Source organism: Oerskovia sp. Root22 (assembly GCF_001429135.1).
GTDB lineage: Bacteria > Actinomycetota > Actinomycetes > Actinomycetales > Cellulomonadaceae > Oerskovia > Oerskovia enterophila.
This window is the reverse complement of record NZ_LMIL01000007.1, coordinates 110,047-126,433: the sequence shown is the minus strand read 5'-3', so window position 1 is coordinate 126,433 and position 16,387 is coordinate 110,047. Positions and strand designations below refer to the sequence as shown.

Below are 16,387 nucleotides of genomic sequence, written 5' to 3'. Positions count from 1 at the left end.
GACGGGCGTGTGGCGGGCGCGCGGGGCGTGCTCGACGACACGCCGCGCAGGACGGCCTCTCGAACAGGTGTTCGGGTAGAGTTGTGCACAGCACTCGCCGACAGCCCGTCATCCACAGGCAGGGCACGGGGGACGACGAGTGTCAGTGGCGGCACGTACCGTCGGGACACGACACAGGCTTCCTGAGGTCTTCGGCCTCGAACATACTTCGGCACGGTTCCGTGCCCCGCACGCAAAGGTGACCGACATGCCCGCACCCGCAGACCGCGAGAAGGCGCTCGAAGCCGCCCTCGCACAGATCGACCGCAACTTCGGCAAGGGATCGGTGATGCGCCTCGGCGACGAGGGTCGCGCGCCGGTCGAGGTCATCCCCACCGGGTCGATCGCCCTGGACATCGCGCTCGGCATCGGCGGCCTCCCGCGCGGCCGTGTCGTGGAGATCTACGGCCCCGAGTCCAGCGGCAAGACGACCGTCGCGCTCCACGCCGTGGCCAGCGCCCAGCGCGCGGGCGGCATCGCGGCGTTCATCGACGCCGAGCACGCGCTGGACCCCGAGTACGCGAAGAAGCTGGGCGTCGACACCGACGCGCTGCTCGTCTCGCAGCCGGACACGGGCGAGCAGGCCCTCGAGATCACGGACATGCTGATCCGCTCGGGCGCCATCGACATCATCGTCATCGACTCGGTCGCGGCGCTCGTGCCCAAGGCCGAGATCGAGGGCGAGATGGGTGACAGCCACGTCGGCCTCCAGGCGCGCCTCATGTCCCAGGCGCTGCGCAAGCTCACGGGTGCCCTGAGCCAGTCCGGCACCACCGCGATCTTCATCAACCAGCTCCGCGAGAAGATCGGCGTCTTCTTCGGGACCCCCGAGACCACGACCGGTGGCAAGGCCCTGAAGTTCTACGCCTCGATCCGCCTGGACATCCGCCGCATCGAGACCCTCAAGGAGGGCACGGACGCGGTCGGCAACCGCACGCGCGTCAAGGTCGTCAAGAACAAGATGGCCCCGCCCTTCAAGCAGGCCGAGTTCGACATCCTGTACGGCGTCGGCATCTCGCGCGAGGGCGGCCTGATCGACATGGGCGTCGAGCACGGCTTCGTGCGCAAGTCCGGGTCCTGGTTCACCTACGGCGGGGACCAGCTCGGCCAGGGCAAGGAGAACGCACGCAGCTTCCTGCGCGACAACCCGGACCTCGCCAACGAGCTCGAGAAGCGCATCAAGGAGAAGCTCGGCGTCGGGGCCAAGGTCGACGCCCCCGCGGACGAGGTACCCGCGGTCGCTCCGGTCACCCCTGCGGCGGCCCCGGCCGGTAAGGGCAAGAAGGCCGTCCTCTGATCGTCGACGACCCGCTGGACCAGATGCCCGAGTGGGCGCGTCCCCTTCCCGGTGAGGAGGGGGACGCGCCCATCGGCGCCTCCGGCACGGCGGGCGACGTCTCCGGGGCAGCGGGCGGCACCCCGGACCGCAGGGTGCCCGCCACCCGCAGCACCCCGAGCCGAGGGAAGCCGACGCGGGGGGTGTCCGGGTTCGGTTCGTCCGGGCTCGGCGGTGGTAGGTCCAGCGGCAAGAGCAGCAGCTTCGGCAGCAGCGGGTTCGGTGAGCGGTCCGCGAGCCGAGGATCGAGCGCTAGCCGGCGCCGCGACTACTCGGGGGAACGCAAGGAACGCAAGCCGCGTCCCACGATCGCCGACCGCGTGGAGTCGGGTGCCCTGGCCGGGGCCGAGCTCACCGAGCACGCCCGCGAAGCGATCCTCCGGACGCTCACGGCAGCCCCCAAGAGCCGCCGTCAGCTCATGGACGCCATGACCCGCAAGGGATACCCGTCCGAGGTCCTCGAACCGATCCTCGACCGTTTCGAGGAGGTCGGGCTGGTCGACGACGCCGAGTACGCCGGGATGATCGTCCGCTCCCGCCACGGCGAGCGAGGCCTGTCCCGTCGGGCCATCGCACAGGAGCTGCGGCGCAAGGGCATCGACGACGAGACCGCGACGGGCGCCCTCGACCAGGTCGACGACGACGACGAGCACGACGCGGCTCGTGAGCTCGTCCAGCGGCGCCTTGCCAGGACCACCGGCCTCGACCGTGAGGTCCGCACCCGACGCGTCGTCGGGATGCTCGCCCGCAAGGGCTACAGCCCGGGGCTCGCGCTCACCCTGGTCCGCGAAGAGCTCGCCCGTGAGGGCGAGGAGGCGGACGTCGAGCCCTACGGCGGGTTCGACGACCTCTGACGACGAGCCCCGCCGTCGGGCCGCGGAGCACTCCGCTCGCGCGGGACGTCGAGGTCGACGGACACGCAGCGGCCGTCCCGGGTCGTGAGACCCGGGACGGCCGCAGCGAGCCGAACACCTACGTGCCGGTCACTTCGGTGCAGGAGGTGCGGCCGGCGCAGTACCGACCGGAGCCGCCCCGCGCGCCCCGACCGCGAGACCGGGCGTCGCCGCCCGGACCGGGCCGGCGGTCCGACCCCGCAGGCGCCGCGCCAGGATCTCGGCGACCTTCGAGAGCACGTAGTTGATCGTGATGAACAGGATCGCCGCGATCAGCAGCGACTGCAGGATGTTGCCGTAGGCGGATCCGAGGCGACGCGACTCCTGGAGGAGCTCGGTGTACGTGATGATGTAGCCGAGCGCGGTGTCCTTGAGGACCACGACGAGCTGGGAGACCAGCGCCGGGAGCATCGCGATGAGCGCCTGCGGCACCTCGACCGACCGGAGCGACTGGCCCCGCGTGAGCCCGACCGCCAGAGCCGCCTCGCCCTGCCCCTTGGGCAGCCCGTAGACCCCCGAGCGGACCAGCTCGGCGACCACGGACCCGTTGTAGAGGATCAGGGCGATCACGACCGCCATGAACGGTGCGTCGGGCACCTTGAGCTGGGCCAGGAAGAGCCAGAAGAAGATCATCATGAGCAGGACCGGGACGGCCCGGAAGAACTCGACGACCAGGCCCGAGAGCCAGCGCACGGCCTTGACCGCCGACAGGCGTCCGATGCCGAAGAGCAGACCGAACACGATCGCCCCGACGATCGCGACGCCTGCCGCGCGCAGGGTGTCGAGCAGGCCCGGGAGGTAGAAGTTCTCCCAGGCGTCGGCCGTGAAGATCGGCTGCCACTTCTCCGCGGTGAGCTGGCCCTCGCGACCCAGCAGCACCAGGGCGTAGGCCGCGATGCCCGCGACCACGATCGCCCCCACGACGTTGCCGAACAGGATGGTGCGCCGGCCCCGAGGCCCGGGGGCGTCGAACAGGACCGTCTGCTGCTGGGCGGTCATCGCTTCACCGCCAGACGGCGCGAGAGCGCGGTCGTCGCGAGGCCGACCGGGATCACGAGGATCACGTAGCCGATCGCGAACGTCAGGAAGATCGCGATGATGACGTCGGAGTCGAACTCGATCATGGTCTTCATGAGGCTGGAGGTCTCCGTCGCGACGCCGGCCGCGGCGGCGACGGTCGAATTCTTGATGAGGGCGATGAGCACGTTGCCGAGCGGGGCCACCGAGCCACGGAAGGCCTGGGGGAGGATCACGATCCGTGCCGCCGGCAGGAACGAGAGGCCGATCGCGCGGGCTGCCTCGGCCTGTCCGATCGGCACGGTGTTGACCCCGGAGCGGATCGCCTCGCACACGAACGCCGCGTGGTAGACCGCGAGGCCCAGCACCGCGAAGCGGAAGAAGTTGGACGGGAAGTCGTCGGCGAGCTGGATCTTGAGCTGGCCCCAGACCCCGAGCGTCAGGAACACCATGATGATCGTCAACGGCGTGTTGCGGAACAGCGTGACGTACGTGGCACCAGCCCACTGCAGGCTCGGGATCGGGGAGATCCGCATGAGCGCGAGCACGGTGCCGATGACGAGCGCCAGGATCGCCGCCCAGAACGTGAGCTGGATGTTGACCCAGAACGCGCCCAGGACGTCGTACGACTCGAAGAGCCGCAAGAACTGAGAGAGGTAGTCACCCACGACGGGTCACCCTTCACGAGGTGCGGCGCGGACGCCGCACGAGACCGGACCGGACGGGTGCTGCGCCGGGCGAACGCGGCCCCAGGGGGCACGCGCTCACCCGGCGCAGCAGCGGACCTGTCAGGCGCAGGCGTCCGGCGTCGGCGGGTTCTCCGAGGCGTTCGGGGTGTACCCGGTGCCCTCGGTGTTGGTCGTGATGGCCTCCTCCCACGACCCGTCCTCGATCATCTCGGTGATCGCGGCGTTGATGTCCTCGCACTTGTCGCTGCTCTGCGGGATCCCGACGCCGTAGCGCTCGGTCGAGAACGGCGCCCCGACGACCTTGACCTTGCCCTTGTTCGCGGGCTGCGCCGCGAGGCCGGCCAGGATGATGTCGTCGGTGGTGACCGCGTCGACCTGACCCGAGAGCAGTGCCGTGACGCACTCGGCGTAGCCGGGCTGCTCGAGGAGCTGGACCCCGGCCGCGTACTCGTCCTTGATGCGCTGCGCCGAGGTGGACCCGGTGACCGAGCAGAGGTTCTTGCCCTCGAGGTCCTCGGGGCCCTTGATGTCGGTGTTGTCCTCGGCGACGAGCAGGTCCTGCCCGGCGACGAAGTACGGACCGGCGAACGCGACGGTCTCCTTGCGCTTGTCGGTGATCGAGTAGGTCGCGAAGATCATGTCGACCTGGTCGGTGCTCAGCAGCGTCTCGCGCTGGGCCGACGGAGCTTCCTTCCACTCGATCTGGTCCTCCGAGTAGCCCAGCTTCTCGGCGACGTAGCGGGCGACGTCCGTGTCGAACCCCGTGTACGTGTCGCCCTCCTTGAAGCCGAGACCCGGCTGGTCGAACTTGATGCCGATGGTGATCTTCTCGCCGCCGCCGTCGGACGTCGCGGCGTCGGTCTCGCCGCCCGAGTCGTCGGTGCCGCCGCTGCAGGCGCCGAGGATCAGGGCGGTGGCCGCGGTGAGGGCGAGGAGCCCTCCGGTTCGGGTACGTGCTCGCATGGTGTCTTCCCCTTCGTCGTGCCGAGCCGTCACGGGGGACCTGGTGGTCACCCGCTCCGTCCGGCTGGTTCGTGGCCGGTCGAGCTGTCGGTTCTTGCAGGTGGTCGCCGGACTCTTCGTCGAGGCCGGGATCCGTGGGGCGTGCTGTGCTGCGTGGGGAGGTGCTGGTCGGGGGCGGTGGGTCGGTGCTGGTGCTGGTGCTGTCGCTGCGGTGCGGTCAGTGGGTCAGGATCTTGGACAGGAAGTCCTGGGCGCGATGGCTCTGGGGGTTCGTGAAGAACTCCTCGGGCGGTGCCTCCTCGACGATCTGCCCGTCCGCCATGAAGACGACACGGTGCGCCGCCTTGCGCGCGAAGCCCATCTCGTGGGTCACGACGATCATGGTCATGCCCTCCTTGGCCAGCGCGACCATGACGTCGAGGACCTCGTTGATCATCTCGGGGTCCAGCGCCGAGGTGGGCTCGTCGAAGAGCATGACCTTGGGGTGCATGGCCAGCGCCCGGGCGATCGCCACGCGCTGCTGCTGCCCGCCCGAGAGCTGGGCCGGCATCTTGTCGGCCTGGTTCCCGATCCCGACGCGGTCCAGCAGGGCCAGCGCCTCCTTCTTGGCGTCCGCGGACTTCATGCGACGGACCTTGAGCGGACCGAGCGTCACGTTGTCGAGGATCGTCTTGTGGGCGAAGAGGTTGAACGACTGGAAGACCATCCCGACGTCCGACCGGAGCCGGGCGAGCGCCTTGCCCTCCTCGGGGAGAGGCTCGCCGTCGATCACGATGGTGCCCGTGTCGATCGTCTCGAGCCGGTTGATGGCCCGGCACAGCGTCGACTTCCCCGAGCCCGAGGGGCCGATCACGACGAGCACCTCTCCGCGTCGCACCGTGAGGTCCACGTCCTTGAGGACGTGGAGGTCGCCGAAGTGCTTGTTCACCCCGCGGAGCTCGACGAGCGGTGCGCCGAGCTCGTCGTCACGGGACGCCCCAGCGGGCGCGGACAGGGGTGTGGTGGGCGACGCGTCGGCAGCGTCGCTCGGGGTGTTCGGTTGCGCGTCCATTTCATGAACCTAGGGGGGATTTGTTGCGCACGCCACTGTTTCCGGCAACAGTTCGGCAACAGAAGGGCAACAGATGCCCGGCGGCCGGAGAACCAGCGTTTCGGCCGGGCGCTCGCGGCGCCGTACCCTTGACGGTGATGTTCTCCACCGCCCTGCGCCCCGATGACAGCCCCGTAGCGGGTCCCTCCGACGCGCCCGTGGCGGCCGCGCCTCGGACCTACATGGTCCGCACCCTGGGTTGCCAGATGAACGTGCACGACTCCGAGCACATGGCCGGCATGCTCGAGCAGGCCGGCTACACCCGCGCGGAGGCCGCCGACGAGGCCGCGCACCGCGCGGACGTCGTCGTCATCAACACGTGCGCGGTCCGGGAGAACGCGGCCACGCGCCTGTACGGGAACCTCGGGCAGCTCGCGTCGATCAAGGCCAAGCGGCCCGGCATGCAGATCGCGGTCGGGGGCTGCCTCGCGCAGAAGGACCGGTCCGGCATCGTCGAGAAGGCCCCCTGGGTCGACGTCGTGTTCGGCACGCACAACCTCGACGCCCTGCCCGTCCTGCTCGAGCGTGCCCGGCACAACGAGGCCGCGCAGGTCGAGATCGCCGAGTCCCTCCAGGTCTTCCCCTCGACGCTGCCCACCAAGCGAGAGTCGGTCTACGCCGGCTGGGTGTCGATCAGCGTCGGGTGCAACAACACGTGCACGTTCTGCATCGTGCCGCACCTGCGCGGCAAGGAGCGCGACCGGCGCCCGGGGCAGGTCCTGGCCGAGGTCCAGGCGCTCGTCGACCAGGGCGCGATCGAGGTGACCCTGCTGGGCCAGAACGTCAACAGCTACGGCGTCGAGTTCGGCGACCGTGGGGCGTTCGCCAAGCTGCTGCGTGCGTGCGGGGAGATCGAGGGCCTCGAGCGCGTGCGCTTCACGTCCCCCCACCCCGCGGCCTTCACGGACGACGTGATCGCGGCGATGGCCGAGACCCCCAACGTCATGCCGCAGCTGCACATGCCCCTCCAGGCCGGGTCGGACCGTATCCTGCGGGCCATGCGCCGCTCCTACCGGTCGGAGAAGTTCCTGGGGATCCTCGACCGCGTGCGCGAGGCCATGCCCGACGCGTCGATCACGACCGACCTCATCGTGGGCTTCCCGGGCGAGACCGAGGAGGACTTCGCCGAGACGCTGCGCGTCGTCGAAGCCTCCCGGTTCTCGTCGGCCTTCACGTTCCAGTACTCCCAGCGACCGGGGACCCCGGCCGCGACGTTGCCGGACCAGCTGCCCAAGGAGGTCGTCCAGGAGCGCTACGAACGGCTCCAGGCGCTCCAGGACCGGGTCAGCGCCGAGGAGTCCGCACGCCAGGTCGGGCGCACGGTCGAGGTGCTCGTGACCGAGGGGTCGGGCCGCAAGGACGGCGCGACGCACCGCCTGACCGGCCGTGCGGCGGACAACCGTCTGGTGCACCTGGCCGTGCCCGACGACGTCGTGACCCTCATGGCCGGTCGTTCGGACGGCGACGTCCTGGCCGACGACCCGCGCCTGGCCGACGACCTGGACCCGCGCCTGCCCCGACCCGGGGACATGGTGACCGTCGAGGTCACCCGGTCGGCTCCGTACCACCTGGTCGCCGACTCGGCCGTCGCCGGGGCCACGGGCATCGGTGGTACCGGCACGTACTCGGTGCGCCGCACGCGCTCGGGCGACGCCTGGGTCGCGCGCGAGAAGACGCGGCTGGGGGGCGGCGACGACGACCACGGGCACTCGCACGGGGCGCCTGCCGCCGGTGGCCCGGTCAGCCTGGGACTGCCGAGCCTGCGTCGTCCCTGAGCAGGCGTGCGGGGTCGTCGTCGGACGGGCCCGCACACCGAGGCAATGCCTCGGGCCGCCCGTGCCCCGCACAGGCGCCGTCTCAGACCGGCGGGAGCTGACCGCCGATCGTGTTGAACAGCTGGACCGCGGTCCCGAGCCCGCACGAGACGACCTGACCGAGCTGGTCGTCGGTCGCTCCTCGTTCGAGGTCGACCGAGACCTCGGCGTACAGCGCCAGCCCCTGGCTCTCCTCGCGGACGTAGACCTTGGGCCAGATGCGTTCGCGGTTCCAGTCGTTGACTGCCTGGAGCACGGCGAGGCGTGAGGTGACAGGCAGGGTCGTGGACCAGCGACCGCGGACCTGGAGGATCTCCTGGTGCTCGCCGAGCAGCAGGAACCAGAACCGGTTGCCGTCCCAGGTCCCGGTGACGTCGCCGTCGTCGTCGATGCGGAAGTGGTAGCCGCGCCGCGAGAGGTAGTCGCCGATGCGTCGTGTCGACAGGGGGGTGGGGAGCTCGACGTCGATCGGCACGTCGTCCACGGGCTTGGGCCGGTGGTTGCCGAACAGGCGAGCGAGCCAGCTGGTGCGGGGGGTGGGGCTCATGGTGCCGACCTCGCAGGGTCCGGGTAGAACTCGTCGAGCGCGTCGAAGAACATGGACCCGGTCGACAGGCCGCACTGGAGCAGCTGGTCGAGCTGGTCGTCGTTGACGCCGTGCTCCAGGTCCACCGTGACCTCGGTGAAGACGTGGACCATGCCGTTGTCGCGCACGCGCGTGTAGGCCTTGGGCCAGATGCGGTCGGCGTTCCACTCGTTGCAGAACTCGAGGATCTCCTCGAGGCGCTCGATCGTGATGTCCCTGTTCCACTGGCCGCGCACCTGCAGGATCTCCTGGTGCGTGCCGAAGAGCAGGAAGTAGAAGAGCCGCCCGTGCCACAGCCCGCCGACGTCGTCCTCGGCGTCGATGAAGTAGCTGTACCCGGAGTCGGCGATCCACTCGAGCACGCGCCCGCGTCGCAGGGGGGTGGGGATCTGGTCGTGGTCGATGTCGGCGATCATGGTCCCGCCGAGCTCACGGAGCAGGAGGCTCTCGACCGAGGCGTGGAGCGCCGCGTCGTCGAGCGACGGTGCGGCCGTGCCGTCAGGTCCTGCGGGGGCGCCCTCGTCCGGGCCGCTGTCGCCGCCCTGTCCGTCCGCGCCGCCCTGTCCCGACCGGTCGCCCGGCTCGGGACGGTCCCCTCGCCCGGAATGGTGTCCCCGTCTGCCGCCGAAGAACCTCATGGGCCCACCCTACCTGCGCCCGGCGCGGATCGTCCTGCCCGCGGGGTAGCGTGGCGCGCGTGATCGTCCGTGCCGTCGCCCTGCCTGGAACCCCCCTCCTCGTCCCCGGTGTCGCCGGGAGCGCCGTGGTGCTCGCGGACACGCGTGCCCACGTGCTCGGTGCGCTCCAGGACCTCGCAGCGCACGTGGACCGGGTGGTCGTGGTGGTCGTCGCGGCCCGCGGGACGGCGGGCCGTCACGGCGTCCTGCGTCCGGCGCTCGAGGCGGTCGGCGTCGAGCCGCGCTGGTGGGGGTGGGCGCCCGCCCCGGGTACGCAGGGGCTGCCCGCCGCCGGGCTCGCCGGGTCGGTCGGGCTGCTGGCGCTCGCGGCCGCCGGGTGGGACGGACCGGTCGAGGTCGTCGAGCTCGAGGCCGGCCGACCTGCGGGCGAGGCCGGCCGCCTGGTGCGTGCGCTTGCGCAGGAGCCCGGTGCGGGCCTCGTGGTGGTGACGAGCACCTCGCCCGACGCCGCCGCTCGCGCGGGCGGCCCGGCGGCGGACTCGCACGGCGTGGCCCGAGAGGTCGAGCGCGAGGTGCTCGGCGCCCTGGGCGACGCGTTCGAGGAGGTCGTCGAGCGGTCGGTGGGGGAGTACGAGCACCGCACGTACGAGGTCGTGAGGTTCGTCGGCGCCCCGGCCGGTCGGTGAGTCGCCGACCGGCCGGGAGCGCTTGCTAGCGCTCGCTCAGCGTCGCCGCGACCTGCGCGGCGGCGTCCTCGCGGCCCAGTCGGTGCAGGATCGCGACGAGCTCGTTGCCCACGCTCGCCCGCGACCGCTGGTCGCGCGCGAGCCGGAACCCGTCGACCGCCGACTCGAGCACGTCGACGGCGCCCTCCGGGTCGCCCGCCTCCGCGCGCGTGGTCCCGGCGAGCCAGAACGCGTGCGCGGCCCCCGGGAGGTCACCGGCCCGGGCGTACTCCTCGGCGACGGCCTCGGCTGCTGCCGACGCCTGCTCGTGCTCGCCCGTCGAGGCGAGCAGCCGGGCCCGTGTGTCCGAGAGCTCACGGCGCTCGCGGGACCTGGCGTCCGCGCGAGACGACGGCTCGTCGCCCGTTCCGTCGAGGCCACCGGGCTCGTGGCCGGCCGCACCCGCACCTCCGGCCGCGGCGCCGAAGGGGCCGCCCAGGTCCCCGAGCTCCTTCTCGACCGCGACCAGACCCGCGAGCGGGTCTCCCGCGCGGGCCGACGACCGGGCGAAGGCCCGCGCGACCTGGCCCCTGAACTCCGGCCCGACCCCGCCCGCGCGCAGCAGGGCCACGGCGCGCGGGAACGCGGTCAGCGCCCCGTCGAGGTCCTGCTCGAGAGCGGCGATCTGCGCGGCCTCCGCCAGGGCGAAGCCGGCGTCGGCCAGCAGCCCCTGGGCCTCGAACGTCGCCGCTGCCTGCTGGTACAGCAGCGCCGCGGACGCCGGGTCCGTCGCTGCTGCCTCGCTCGCGCGGGCGACGAGCTCGGGGCCCGTGGCGCCTCCGCCCGTGCGCGCCGTAGCGGCCGAGGCAGTGCTCGCGGTCGGTGCGCCGCCCGGCCCGGGCTCCCCGACGCCCACGGGCGCGGCGTCGTCGGGCACCGCACGGCCCGTCCCGGGGGCCGGTGATGCCGCGCCCGAAGGAGCAGTCAGCACGCTCAGGCTCACGGGCAGGACGGTCGGGGTGCTCGCCCACACCGCCTCGGTCCGCCGCGTCGCGGTGTCCGTGCCGTTGCGCGCGTCGAAGGCCGCCGCGAGCTCGAGCGCCTGCGAACGGATCCAGGCGTCGAGCCCCGCGACCGTCGATGCCGGGACCTCGCGCAGCGCGAGGCTCCGGTCCCCGTGCTCGCGCACCAGCAGCGCGGTCGCGGTCCCGACGCTGAGCAGGAACGACCACCGGTCCCGCGGGGAGTCGGCGGACAGCAGGTTGTCCTGCTGCTCCACGAGGCGACCGATCGCCCGCTCGGCGTTGCCCGTCCGCGCCAGGAACTCGATGTGCCGTCCCTGGGGGCCGGTCATCGCCACGCCGTTGTCGAGGTGCCGCAGACCTCGGCGGTGGGTGGTCGCGGCCTTGTCCGCTCGTCCCTGCTCGAGGTAGGCGAGCTGGAGGTGGGAGAGCATGTCGCCCGGCTCGGTGGCGCACTCGGGCGACCCGGCCAGCACGGTCTCGAGGAGGCGGACCCCCTCGTCGGTGCGACCGACGTCGAACAGATAGGCGGCACGGTCTCCGGGCTCGCAGGCCTCGCACTGGGAGAAGTCGTCGCGCGGCGTGGCGACCCACGCCTCGTACGCGGCCGCGACGGCCTGCGTCCCGCGCGAACGCTCCCACTGGAAGCGGGACATGGTCACGGCGTTCATGCCGTTGCCCGCGACCGCGTACCGGCGCTCCATGTCGTCGAGCGTGCGGTCGATCTGCGCGGCCGGGACGGCCGGGAAGTCCATGAGGTTGCCGACCATCCACTTGAACGACCAGAAGAGCGAGTGCGCATCCTGCTCGTCGAAGTGCTCGGGGTGCTCGTCCCACCACCGCAGGAGCTGGGTGAACGGCAGGTAGGCCTTGGTGACCTCGTTGCCCCACACGTAGGACTCGACGAGGACGAACAGCGCGTAGGCGCGAGCCTCGACCGGGCCGTTCGCCGTGATCTCGTCGAGCTCGCCGGCCGCCGCGGTGCTCCGGGCGATCCCGTAGGGCAGGTCGCGGATGCGGGACAGGGCTGCGTTGGCCTCGTGGACCGAGCGGGTCATCGGTTCTCCTCCAGGGGGGTGGTGCCGGGGCGCAGCGCGCGGTCGAGCAGGACCGCGAGCGAACCGTTCATGAGGGTCGCCTCGGAGGACCGCAGGGGTCGTCCGGACAGGAGCAGGGCCGTGACGTAGAGCGACTGGGCACCCGCCTCACGGACCTGCGGGTCCGTGGTCGCGAGGAGGGAACGGACCGTGTCGTTGGTGTCGTTGAGCACGAGCTGGCGCGAGCGCGCAGGGCCCGAGAGCTCGGCGAGCACCTGGCCCCAGAGGTCGTCGGCGGCCTCGACCGTCGCCCGGGCCTCGCGCTCGTGGTCGCCGTCGCGGTCGTGCAGGAGCATCGCGGGCAGCACCGAGGGCTCGTAGGCCCGGACGATCACCTCGCAGTCCTGGGGCGCGAGCGCGGCGTCGATCGCCTGCACCGTGCCGGCGATCTCGAGCTCGCGCAGCGGGTCGACCTCCAGCAGCGCCTGGGACACGTCGCTCGAGGTCACGGGTGACAGCCGCCACCGGGGGAAGCGGGTCGAGATGCGCTCGAGCAGGTCTGCGTCGTAGACGTACCCGCCGTTGACGAGCCCGAGCCCCTGGGCCGCGGCGACCGGCGCGACCCGCCGGAACTCCTCGACGCTGGGGGTCCACAGCAGGCGCGCGCCCTCGGGGAGCGCCGCCTGCAGGTCCGTGAGCGTGCCCGTGCCCTCGGTCGTCTCGAACGGGAGCACCCGGGCCGCGAGGTCCAGCATGTCGTCGTCCTGGAGCGCGAGGGCGCGGACCGCGAGGTGGTGCACCCGCAGGAACGCGCGGCCCGCGGGGGAGTCCTCGGCGAGCGTGGCCAGCGCCCACGCCCGGACCTGGGCTCCGAGGGCCTCTCGCGTCGCGAGCAGGACCTCGTCCTCGTAGAGCCCCTCGCGCGACGCGGTGGGGCGCAGCGCCGAGGCGTCGAGCACGCAGCGCACGAAGAACGCCCAGGGCGGCAGCAGGTCGTCGACCTTGGTGCCCAGGAGCATGCGCTTGAGATACACGCGATGGCTCGAGGGGGTCGTCGGTGACACCGCGGCGGGCAGGACGTACGCGACCCCGCTCAGGCCCGCGACGGGGATGTCGAGGTCGATCCGGGCGAGGGGGGTGAACCCGAGCGTCTGCTCGGCGTAGCGCGTGAGGGCCGCGTCGCGCTCGGCAGGGGTGGCGTGCCGCTCCTGCCAGGGCAGCTCGTGGCCGGTCAGGCGCCGCCAGACCGTGCGCGTGTCCCCGTCGACGGCTGACGGGCCCCGCAGGCCCGGCGTGCCGTCGTCCAGGTCGAGGCGCACCTCGACCTGGAGGTCCACGGGCAGCAGCGACCCGAAGTCCTGGGCGAGGGCCGTGACGGTCGCCGGGGCGAGCCAGTGCTCCATGTCGCGGCGCGGGCGCAGGCGGACGATGCTCCCGGGCTCGGCAGGGACCGTGGGGTCGTCCGCCGCGACCTCGGTCAGCTCGTAGCTGCCGTCCGCGAACCCGCGCCAGCGCACCGGGGCCGGAGCCTCGCCGTCGGGCAGGGAGCGCGCCGAGCGCGACGTGAGCTCGATCTCGTCGGCGACCATGAACGCGGACAGGAGTCCGATCCCGAACTGGCCCAGGAACTCCTCGCGGCCCGTGCCGAGCTCGACGTCGCGCTTGGAGCTGCGACCGATCGTGGCCAGCAGCTCACCGGCCTCGGCGAGCGTCAGCCCCACCCCGGAGTCGGCGACCTCGAGCCCGCCGTCGGGCAGCGGCCGGAGCCGGATCGTCGCGGGCGCGTCCTCGCCCGCGAGCCCGCGCCGCGCGGTGATGGCGTCCACGCCGTTCTGCAGGAGCTCGCGGAGGTAGACGCGGGGGCTCGAGTACAGGTGACGTGCCAGGAGGTCGACGACCCCGTGCAGGTCGACCTGGAACGTGCTCGTCAAAGCGGGCGGTCCTCGACGTAGACGTTCGCGTCCGCGGGCCCGGCGTCCGGGGCAGGGAAGCGCTCGTCGAGCTGCTCGAAGAACTGGAGGCCGGAGAACAGACCGCACTCGACGAGCTGCCCGAGCTGGTCGTCCGCGACACCGAACTCGAGGTCCGTCGAGACCTCGGCGTAGACGCCGAGCTGGTCCCCCTCGACGCGCGAGTAGACCTTGGGCCAGATCTTGCTCTGGTTGACCTCGTTGGCGAGCAGCGCCACCTGCGCCTGGTCGGCGGCCGAGAGGGTGCGGCTCCACCGGCCGCGGACCTGCAGGATCTCGTCCTTGGTCCCCATCACGAAGAAGTAGAAGACGTTGCCGTCCCAGCTGCCGCCCAGGTCGCCGTCGTCGTCGATGCCGTAGTTCCAGCCCTTGCTCGTGAGGATCGCCTCGATGCGGTCCCGCGAGAGCGGTGCGTTCGCGGGCGGAAGGGTCTCGTCCGGCTTGGAGAAGAAGCTCATGTCTCGATTCCTCGTCGTCTCGTGGGGCGCGCAGGGCAGCGCGGGGCGGAGCGTGACGTACCGGTCTGCCGGTGGCCACCCGAGGAGCCTACGCAGGTCCACCCACACAGGGACAGGGGCGACACAAGGGGCAGCCCGCCTGCGCGGAGCCCTGCCCCGAGCCGGGGCGGGGCACCGGGGCTCGCCCGCCGGGTACGGTTCTCGGATGCTCATCGTCGCCGTCGTCGGCCCCACCGCGACCGGGAAGTCGGACCTCGCCCTCGACCTCGCCCAGGCCCTCACCCCTGCCGAGGTCGTCAACGCCGACGCCTACCAGCTCTACCGCGGCATGGACGTGGGGACCGCGAAGGTCCCGGGCGCCGAGCGTCGCGGGATCGTCCACCACCAGCTCGACGTGCTGGACCCCCGCGAGGACGCCTCGGTCGCCGACTACCAGGCCTCGGCCCGCGCGGACCTCGACGCGATCGACGCCCGGGGCGCTCGCGCGGTCGTCGTCGGCGGCTCGGGCCTGTACGTGCGGGCACTGCTCGACGAGATGAACTTCCCGGGCACCGACCCGGACGTCCGCGCGCGCCTCGAGGCGCGCGCCGAGCGCGAGGGAGCACGGGCGCTGCACGCCGAGCTCGCGCGGCTCGACCCCGGCGCCGCGACGTCGATCGGCCCCGCCAACACCCGTCGCATCGTGCGGGCACTCGAGGTCATCGAGATCACGGGCGAACCGTTCACCGCGAACCTCCCGCGCCAGGAGTACGTGCGCCCCGCGGTCCAGATCGGTCTCGACTGCGACCGCGAGACGCTCGACGCCCGCGTGGCCGGTCGGGTCGAGCGCATGTGGGAGCAGGGACTGCTCGACGAGGTCCGTGCGCTCGCGCCGCACCTGGGCCGCACCGCCGAGCGCGCGGTCGGCTACGCCGAGGTCCTGGCCCACCTGCGCGGGGAGATCACGGCCGACGGGGCCCGCGAGCAGATCACCGCGAACACGCGCCGGCTGGCCCGCAAGCAGATGGGCTGGTTCGGTCGTGACCCGCGCGTGCACTGGCTCGACGCGCAGTCGCCCACGCTCCTGGCCGACGCCCTGGAGATCGTCCGCGCGGGCGACGACGGCACCCTGGACACGCGCACGGACGAGCGTCCGACGCGCCGTAGTCTGGGCTCATGAGCCTGCCGCCGCCCCGTCCGACGACCCGCTTCGCCAAGGGCCACGGGACCCGCAACGACTTCGTCCTGCTCGCGGACCTCGAGGGGAGCCGAGACCTCGACGCCGAGCAGGTCCGGGCGCTCACGGACCGCCGCGCGGGCATCGGCGGTGACGGGGTGATCCGGCTGGTCCCCACGGCCTACGTGCCGGAGTCCGCGGCGGTCCTCGCCGAGGACCCCGAGGCGATCTGGTTCATGGACTACCGCAACGCGGACGGCTCGATCGCCGAGATGTGCGGCAACGGGGTGCGCGTCTTCGCGGCCTTCGCCGAGCGCCTGGGGCTCGTGGACCTCACGCCCACCCACACCGCGACCGACGACGCGGGGTCCTCCGACGGCCCGGCGACCTCCACGGCTCCGCGGGTGCTCGCCGTGGGCACGCGCGCCGGGGTCAAGTACGTGCGCAAGGAGGCCGGCGGGTGGTACGCGGTCGACATGGGCCCCTGGTTCCTGCCGGGCGGGCGCACGGCCCTCGACGAGGGCTTCGACGCCGAGGTCGCGGTCAAGGGCTGGGAGGTCGCCCGGCCCGCGCTGAGCGTCGACCTGGGCAACCCGCACACGGTGCTCGCGCTGCCGCACGAGGCCGAGCTCGAGGCCGCCGACCTGTCCGAGGTCCCCGTGGTCTCGCCGCTGCCCCCGCACGGTACGAACGTCGAGCTCGTCGTGCCCCTCGGCGAGGAGGTCTCGGTCGACGGGACCGTCGTCGGGCGCCTGCGCATGCGCGTGCACGAGCGCGGCGTGGGAGAGACCGAGTCCTGCGGCACGGGCGCGTGCGCCGCGGCGCTCGCGGTCCGGGCATGGGGGGGCCCGCAGTCTCCCGACGTGTGGCTGGTCGACGTGCCGGGCGGCACGGTGCGCGTGACGGCCCTCGAGGGCGGTCGCGTCGAGCTGGCCGGTCCCGCGGAGATCGTGTTCGGGGGAGAGATCGACCTGGCGGCGTTCGGGCGCTGACCGCACCCAGGGGCCCGACGGC

Annotated in this window: 15 protein-coding genes; 6 read left to right on the top strand and 9 right to left on the bottom strand. The window is 72.4% G+C overall.

What is annotated here, in order from left to right; translation table 11 throughout:
* Positions 1-247: 247 nt before the first annotated feature.
* Together recA and ASE15_RS21820 are read left to right on the top strand one after the other, a co-directional pair.
* A complete protein-coding gene (recA, locus tag ASE15_RS05415; protein ID WP_056648782.1) occupies positions 248-1,336 on the top strand; it encodes a recombinase RecA in 1,089 nt (362 codons plus the stop codon).
* Between the two features lie 23 nt (positions 1,337-1,359).
* Positions 1,360-2,229, top strand: a complete 870-nt coding sequence (locus ASE15_RS21820) for a regulatory protein RecX (protein WP_082618228.1) — start codon at positions 1,360-1,362, stop codon at positions 2,227-2,229.
* Positions 2,230-2,358: 129 nt separating this feature from the next.
* Here ASE15_RS21820 and ASE15_RS05405 read toward each other — a convergent pair whose 3' ends face one another.
* The 4 genes from ASE15_RS05405 to ASE15_RS05390 form a co-directional block, all read right to left on the bottom strand.
* Positions 2,359-3,267: an amino acid ABC transporter permease gene (locus ASE15_RS05405; protein WP_056762016.1), complete on the bottom strand. Its 909-nt coding sequence runs from the start codon at positions 3,265-3,267 to the stop codon at positions 2,359-2,361.
* Positions 3,264-3,953 carry an amino acid ABC transporter permease gene (locus ASE15_RS05400; protein ID WP_030150550.1) on the bottom strand — a complete coding sequence of 230 codons (690 nt, stop codon included), beginning with the start codon at positions 3,951-3,953 and terminating at the stop codon, positions 3,264-3,266. The genes ASE15_RS05405 and ASE15_RS05400 overlap by 4 nt, the downstream gene beginning before the upstream one ends.
* A gap of 120 nt (positions 3,954-4,073) precedes the next feature.
* Positions 4,074-4,937, bottom strand: a complete 864-nt coding sequence (locus ASE15_RS05395) for a glutamate ABC transporter substrate-binding protein (protein ID WP_056648785.1) — start codon at positions 4,935-4,937, stop codon at positions 4,074-4,076.
* 217 nt (positions 4,938-5,154) lie between these two features.
* On the bottom strand, positions 5,155-5,988 hold the full coding sequence (locus ASE15_RS05390) for an amino acid ABC transporter ATP-binding protein (protein ID WP_082618227.1): 834 nt from the start codon (positions 5,986-5,988) through the stop codon (positions 5,155-5,157).
* 137 nt (positions 5,989-6,125) lie between these two features.
* Here ASE15_RS05390 and miaB point away from each other — a divergent pair, with 137 nt between their 5' ends.
* Positions 6,126-7,802, top strand: a complete 1,677-nt coding sequence (gene miaB, locus ASE15_RS05385; protein ID WP_082618226.1) for a tRNA (N6-isopentenyl adenosine(37)-C2)-methylthiotransferase MiaB — start codon at positions 6,126-6,128, stop codon at positions 7,800-7,802.
* A gap of 82 nt (positions 7,803-7,884) precedes the next feature.
* Here miaB and ASE15_RS05380 read toward each other — a convergent pair whose 3' ends face one another.
* Complete coding sequence (locus tag ASE15_RS05380; RefSeq protein WP_082608722.1) at positions 7,885-8,388, bottom strand: YbjN domain-containing protein; 504 nt, start codon at positions 8,386-8,388, stop codon at positions 7,885-7,887.
* A complete protein-coding gene (locus ASE15_RS05375; protein ID WP_082608723.1) occupies positions 8,385-9,065 on the bottom strand; it encodes a YbjN domain-containing protein in 681 nt (226 codons plus the stop codon). The genes ASE15_RS05380 and ASE15_RS05375 overlap by 4 nt, the downstream gene beginning before the upstream one ends.
* A gap of 59 nt (positions 9,066-9,124) precedes the next feature.
* Between ASE15_RS05375 and ASE15_RS05370 the strand changes: the two genes are divergently transcribed.
* Positions 9,125-9,751 carry a hypothetical protein gene (locus ASE15_RS05370; RefSeq protein ID WP_157257478.1) on the top strand — a complete coding sequence of 209 codons (627 nt, stop codon included), beginning with the start codon at positions 9,125-9,127 and terminating at the stop codon, positions 9,749-9,751.
* A gap of 25 nt (positions 9,752-9,776) precedes the next feature.
* On the opposite strand, the gene ASE15_RS05365 is transcribed toward ASE15_RS05370, so the two are convergent.
* From ASE15_RS05365 to ASE15_RS05355, 3 genes are read right to left on the bottom strand one after another with little or no spacing between them, the layout of a single operon-like run.
* Positions 9,777-11,810: a hypothetical protein gene (locus ASE15_RS05365; RefSeq protein WP_056648789.1), complete on the bottom strand. Its 2,034-nt coding sequence runs from the start codon at positions 11,808-11,810 to the stop codon at positions 9,777-9,779.
* Positions 11,807-13,720, bottom strand: coding sequence for an HSP90 family protein (locus ASE15_RS05360; RefSeq protein ID WP_056648792.1), 1,914 nt, complete (start codon positions 13,718-13,720; stop codon positions 11,807-11,809). The genes ASE15_RS05365 and ASE15_RS05360 overlap by 4 nt, the downstream gene beginning before the upstream one ends.
* Positions 13,717-14,217 carry a YbjN domain-containing protein gene (locus tag ASE15_RS05355; RefSeq protein WP_056648794.1) on the bottom strand — a complete coding sequence of 167 codons (501 nt, stop codon included), beginning with the start codon at positions 14,215-14,217 and terminating at the stop codon, positions 13,717-13,719. The genes ASE15_RS05360 and ASE15_RS05355 overlap by 4 nt, the downstream gene beginning before the upstream one ends.
* Before the next feature lie 205 nt (positions 14,218-14,422).
* Between ASE15_RS05355 and miaA the strand changes: the two genes are divergently transcribed.
* A complete protein-coding gene (miaA, locus tag ASE15_RS05350; protein ID WP_056762014.1) occupies positions 14,423-15,376 on the top strand; it encodes a tRNA (adenosine(37)-N6)-dimethylallyltransferase MiaA in 954 nt (317 codons plus the stop codon).
* Positions 15,373-16,365, top strand: a complete 993-nt coding sequence (locus ASE15_RS05345) for a diaminopimelate epimerase (RefSeq protein ID WP_056648798.1) — start codon at positions 15,373-15,375, stop codon at positions 16,363-16,365. The genes miaA and ASE15_RS05345 overlap by 4 nt, the downstream gene beginning before the upstream one ends.
* Positions 16,366-16,387 lie beyond the last annotated feature (22 nt).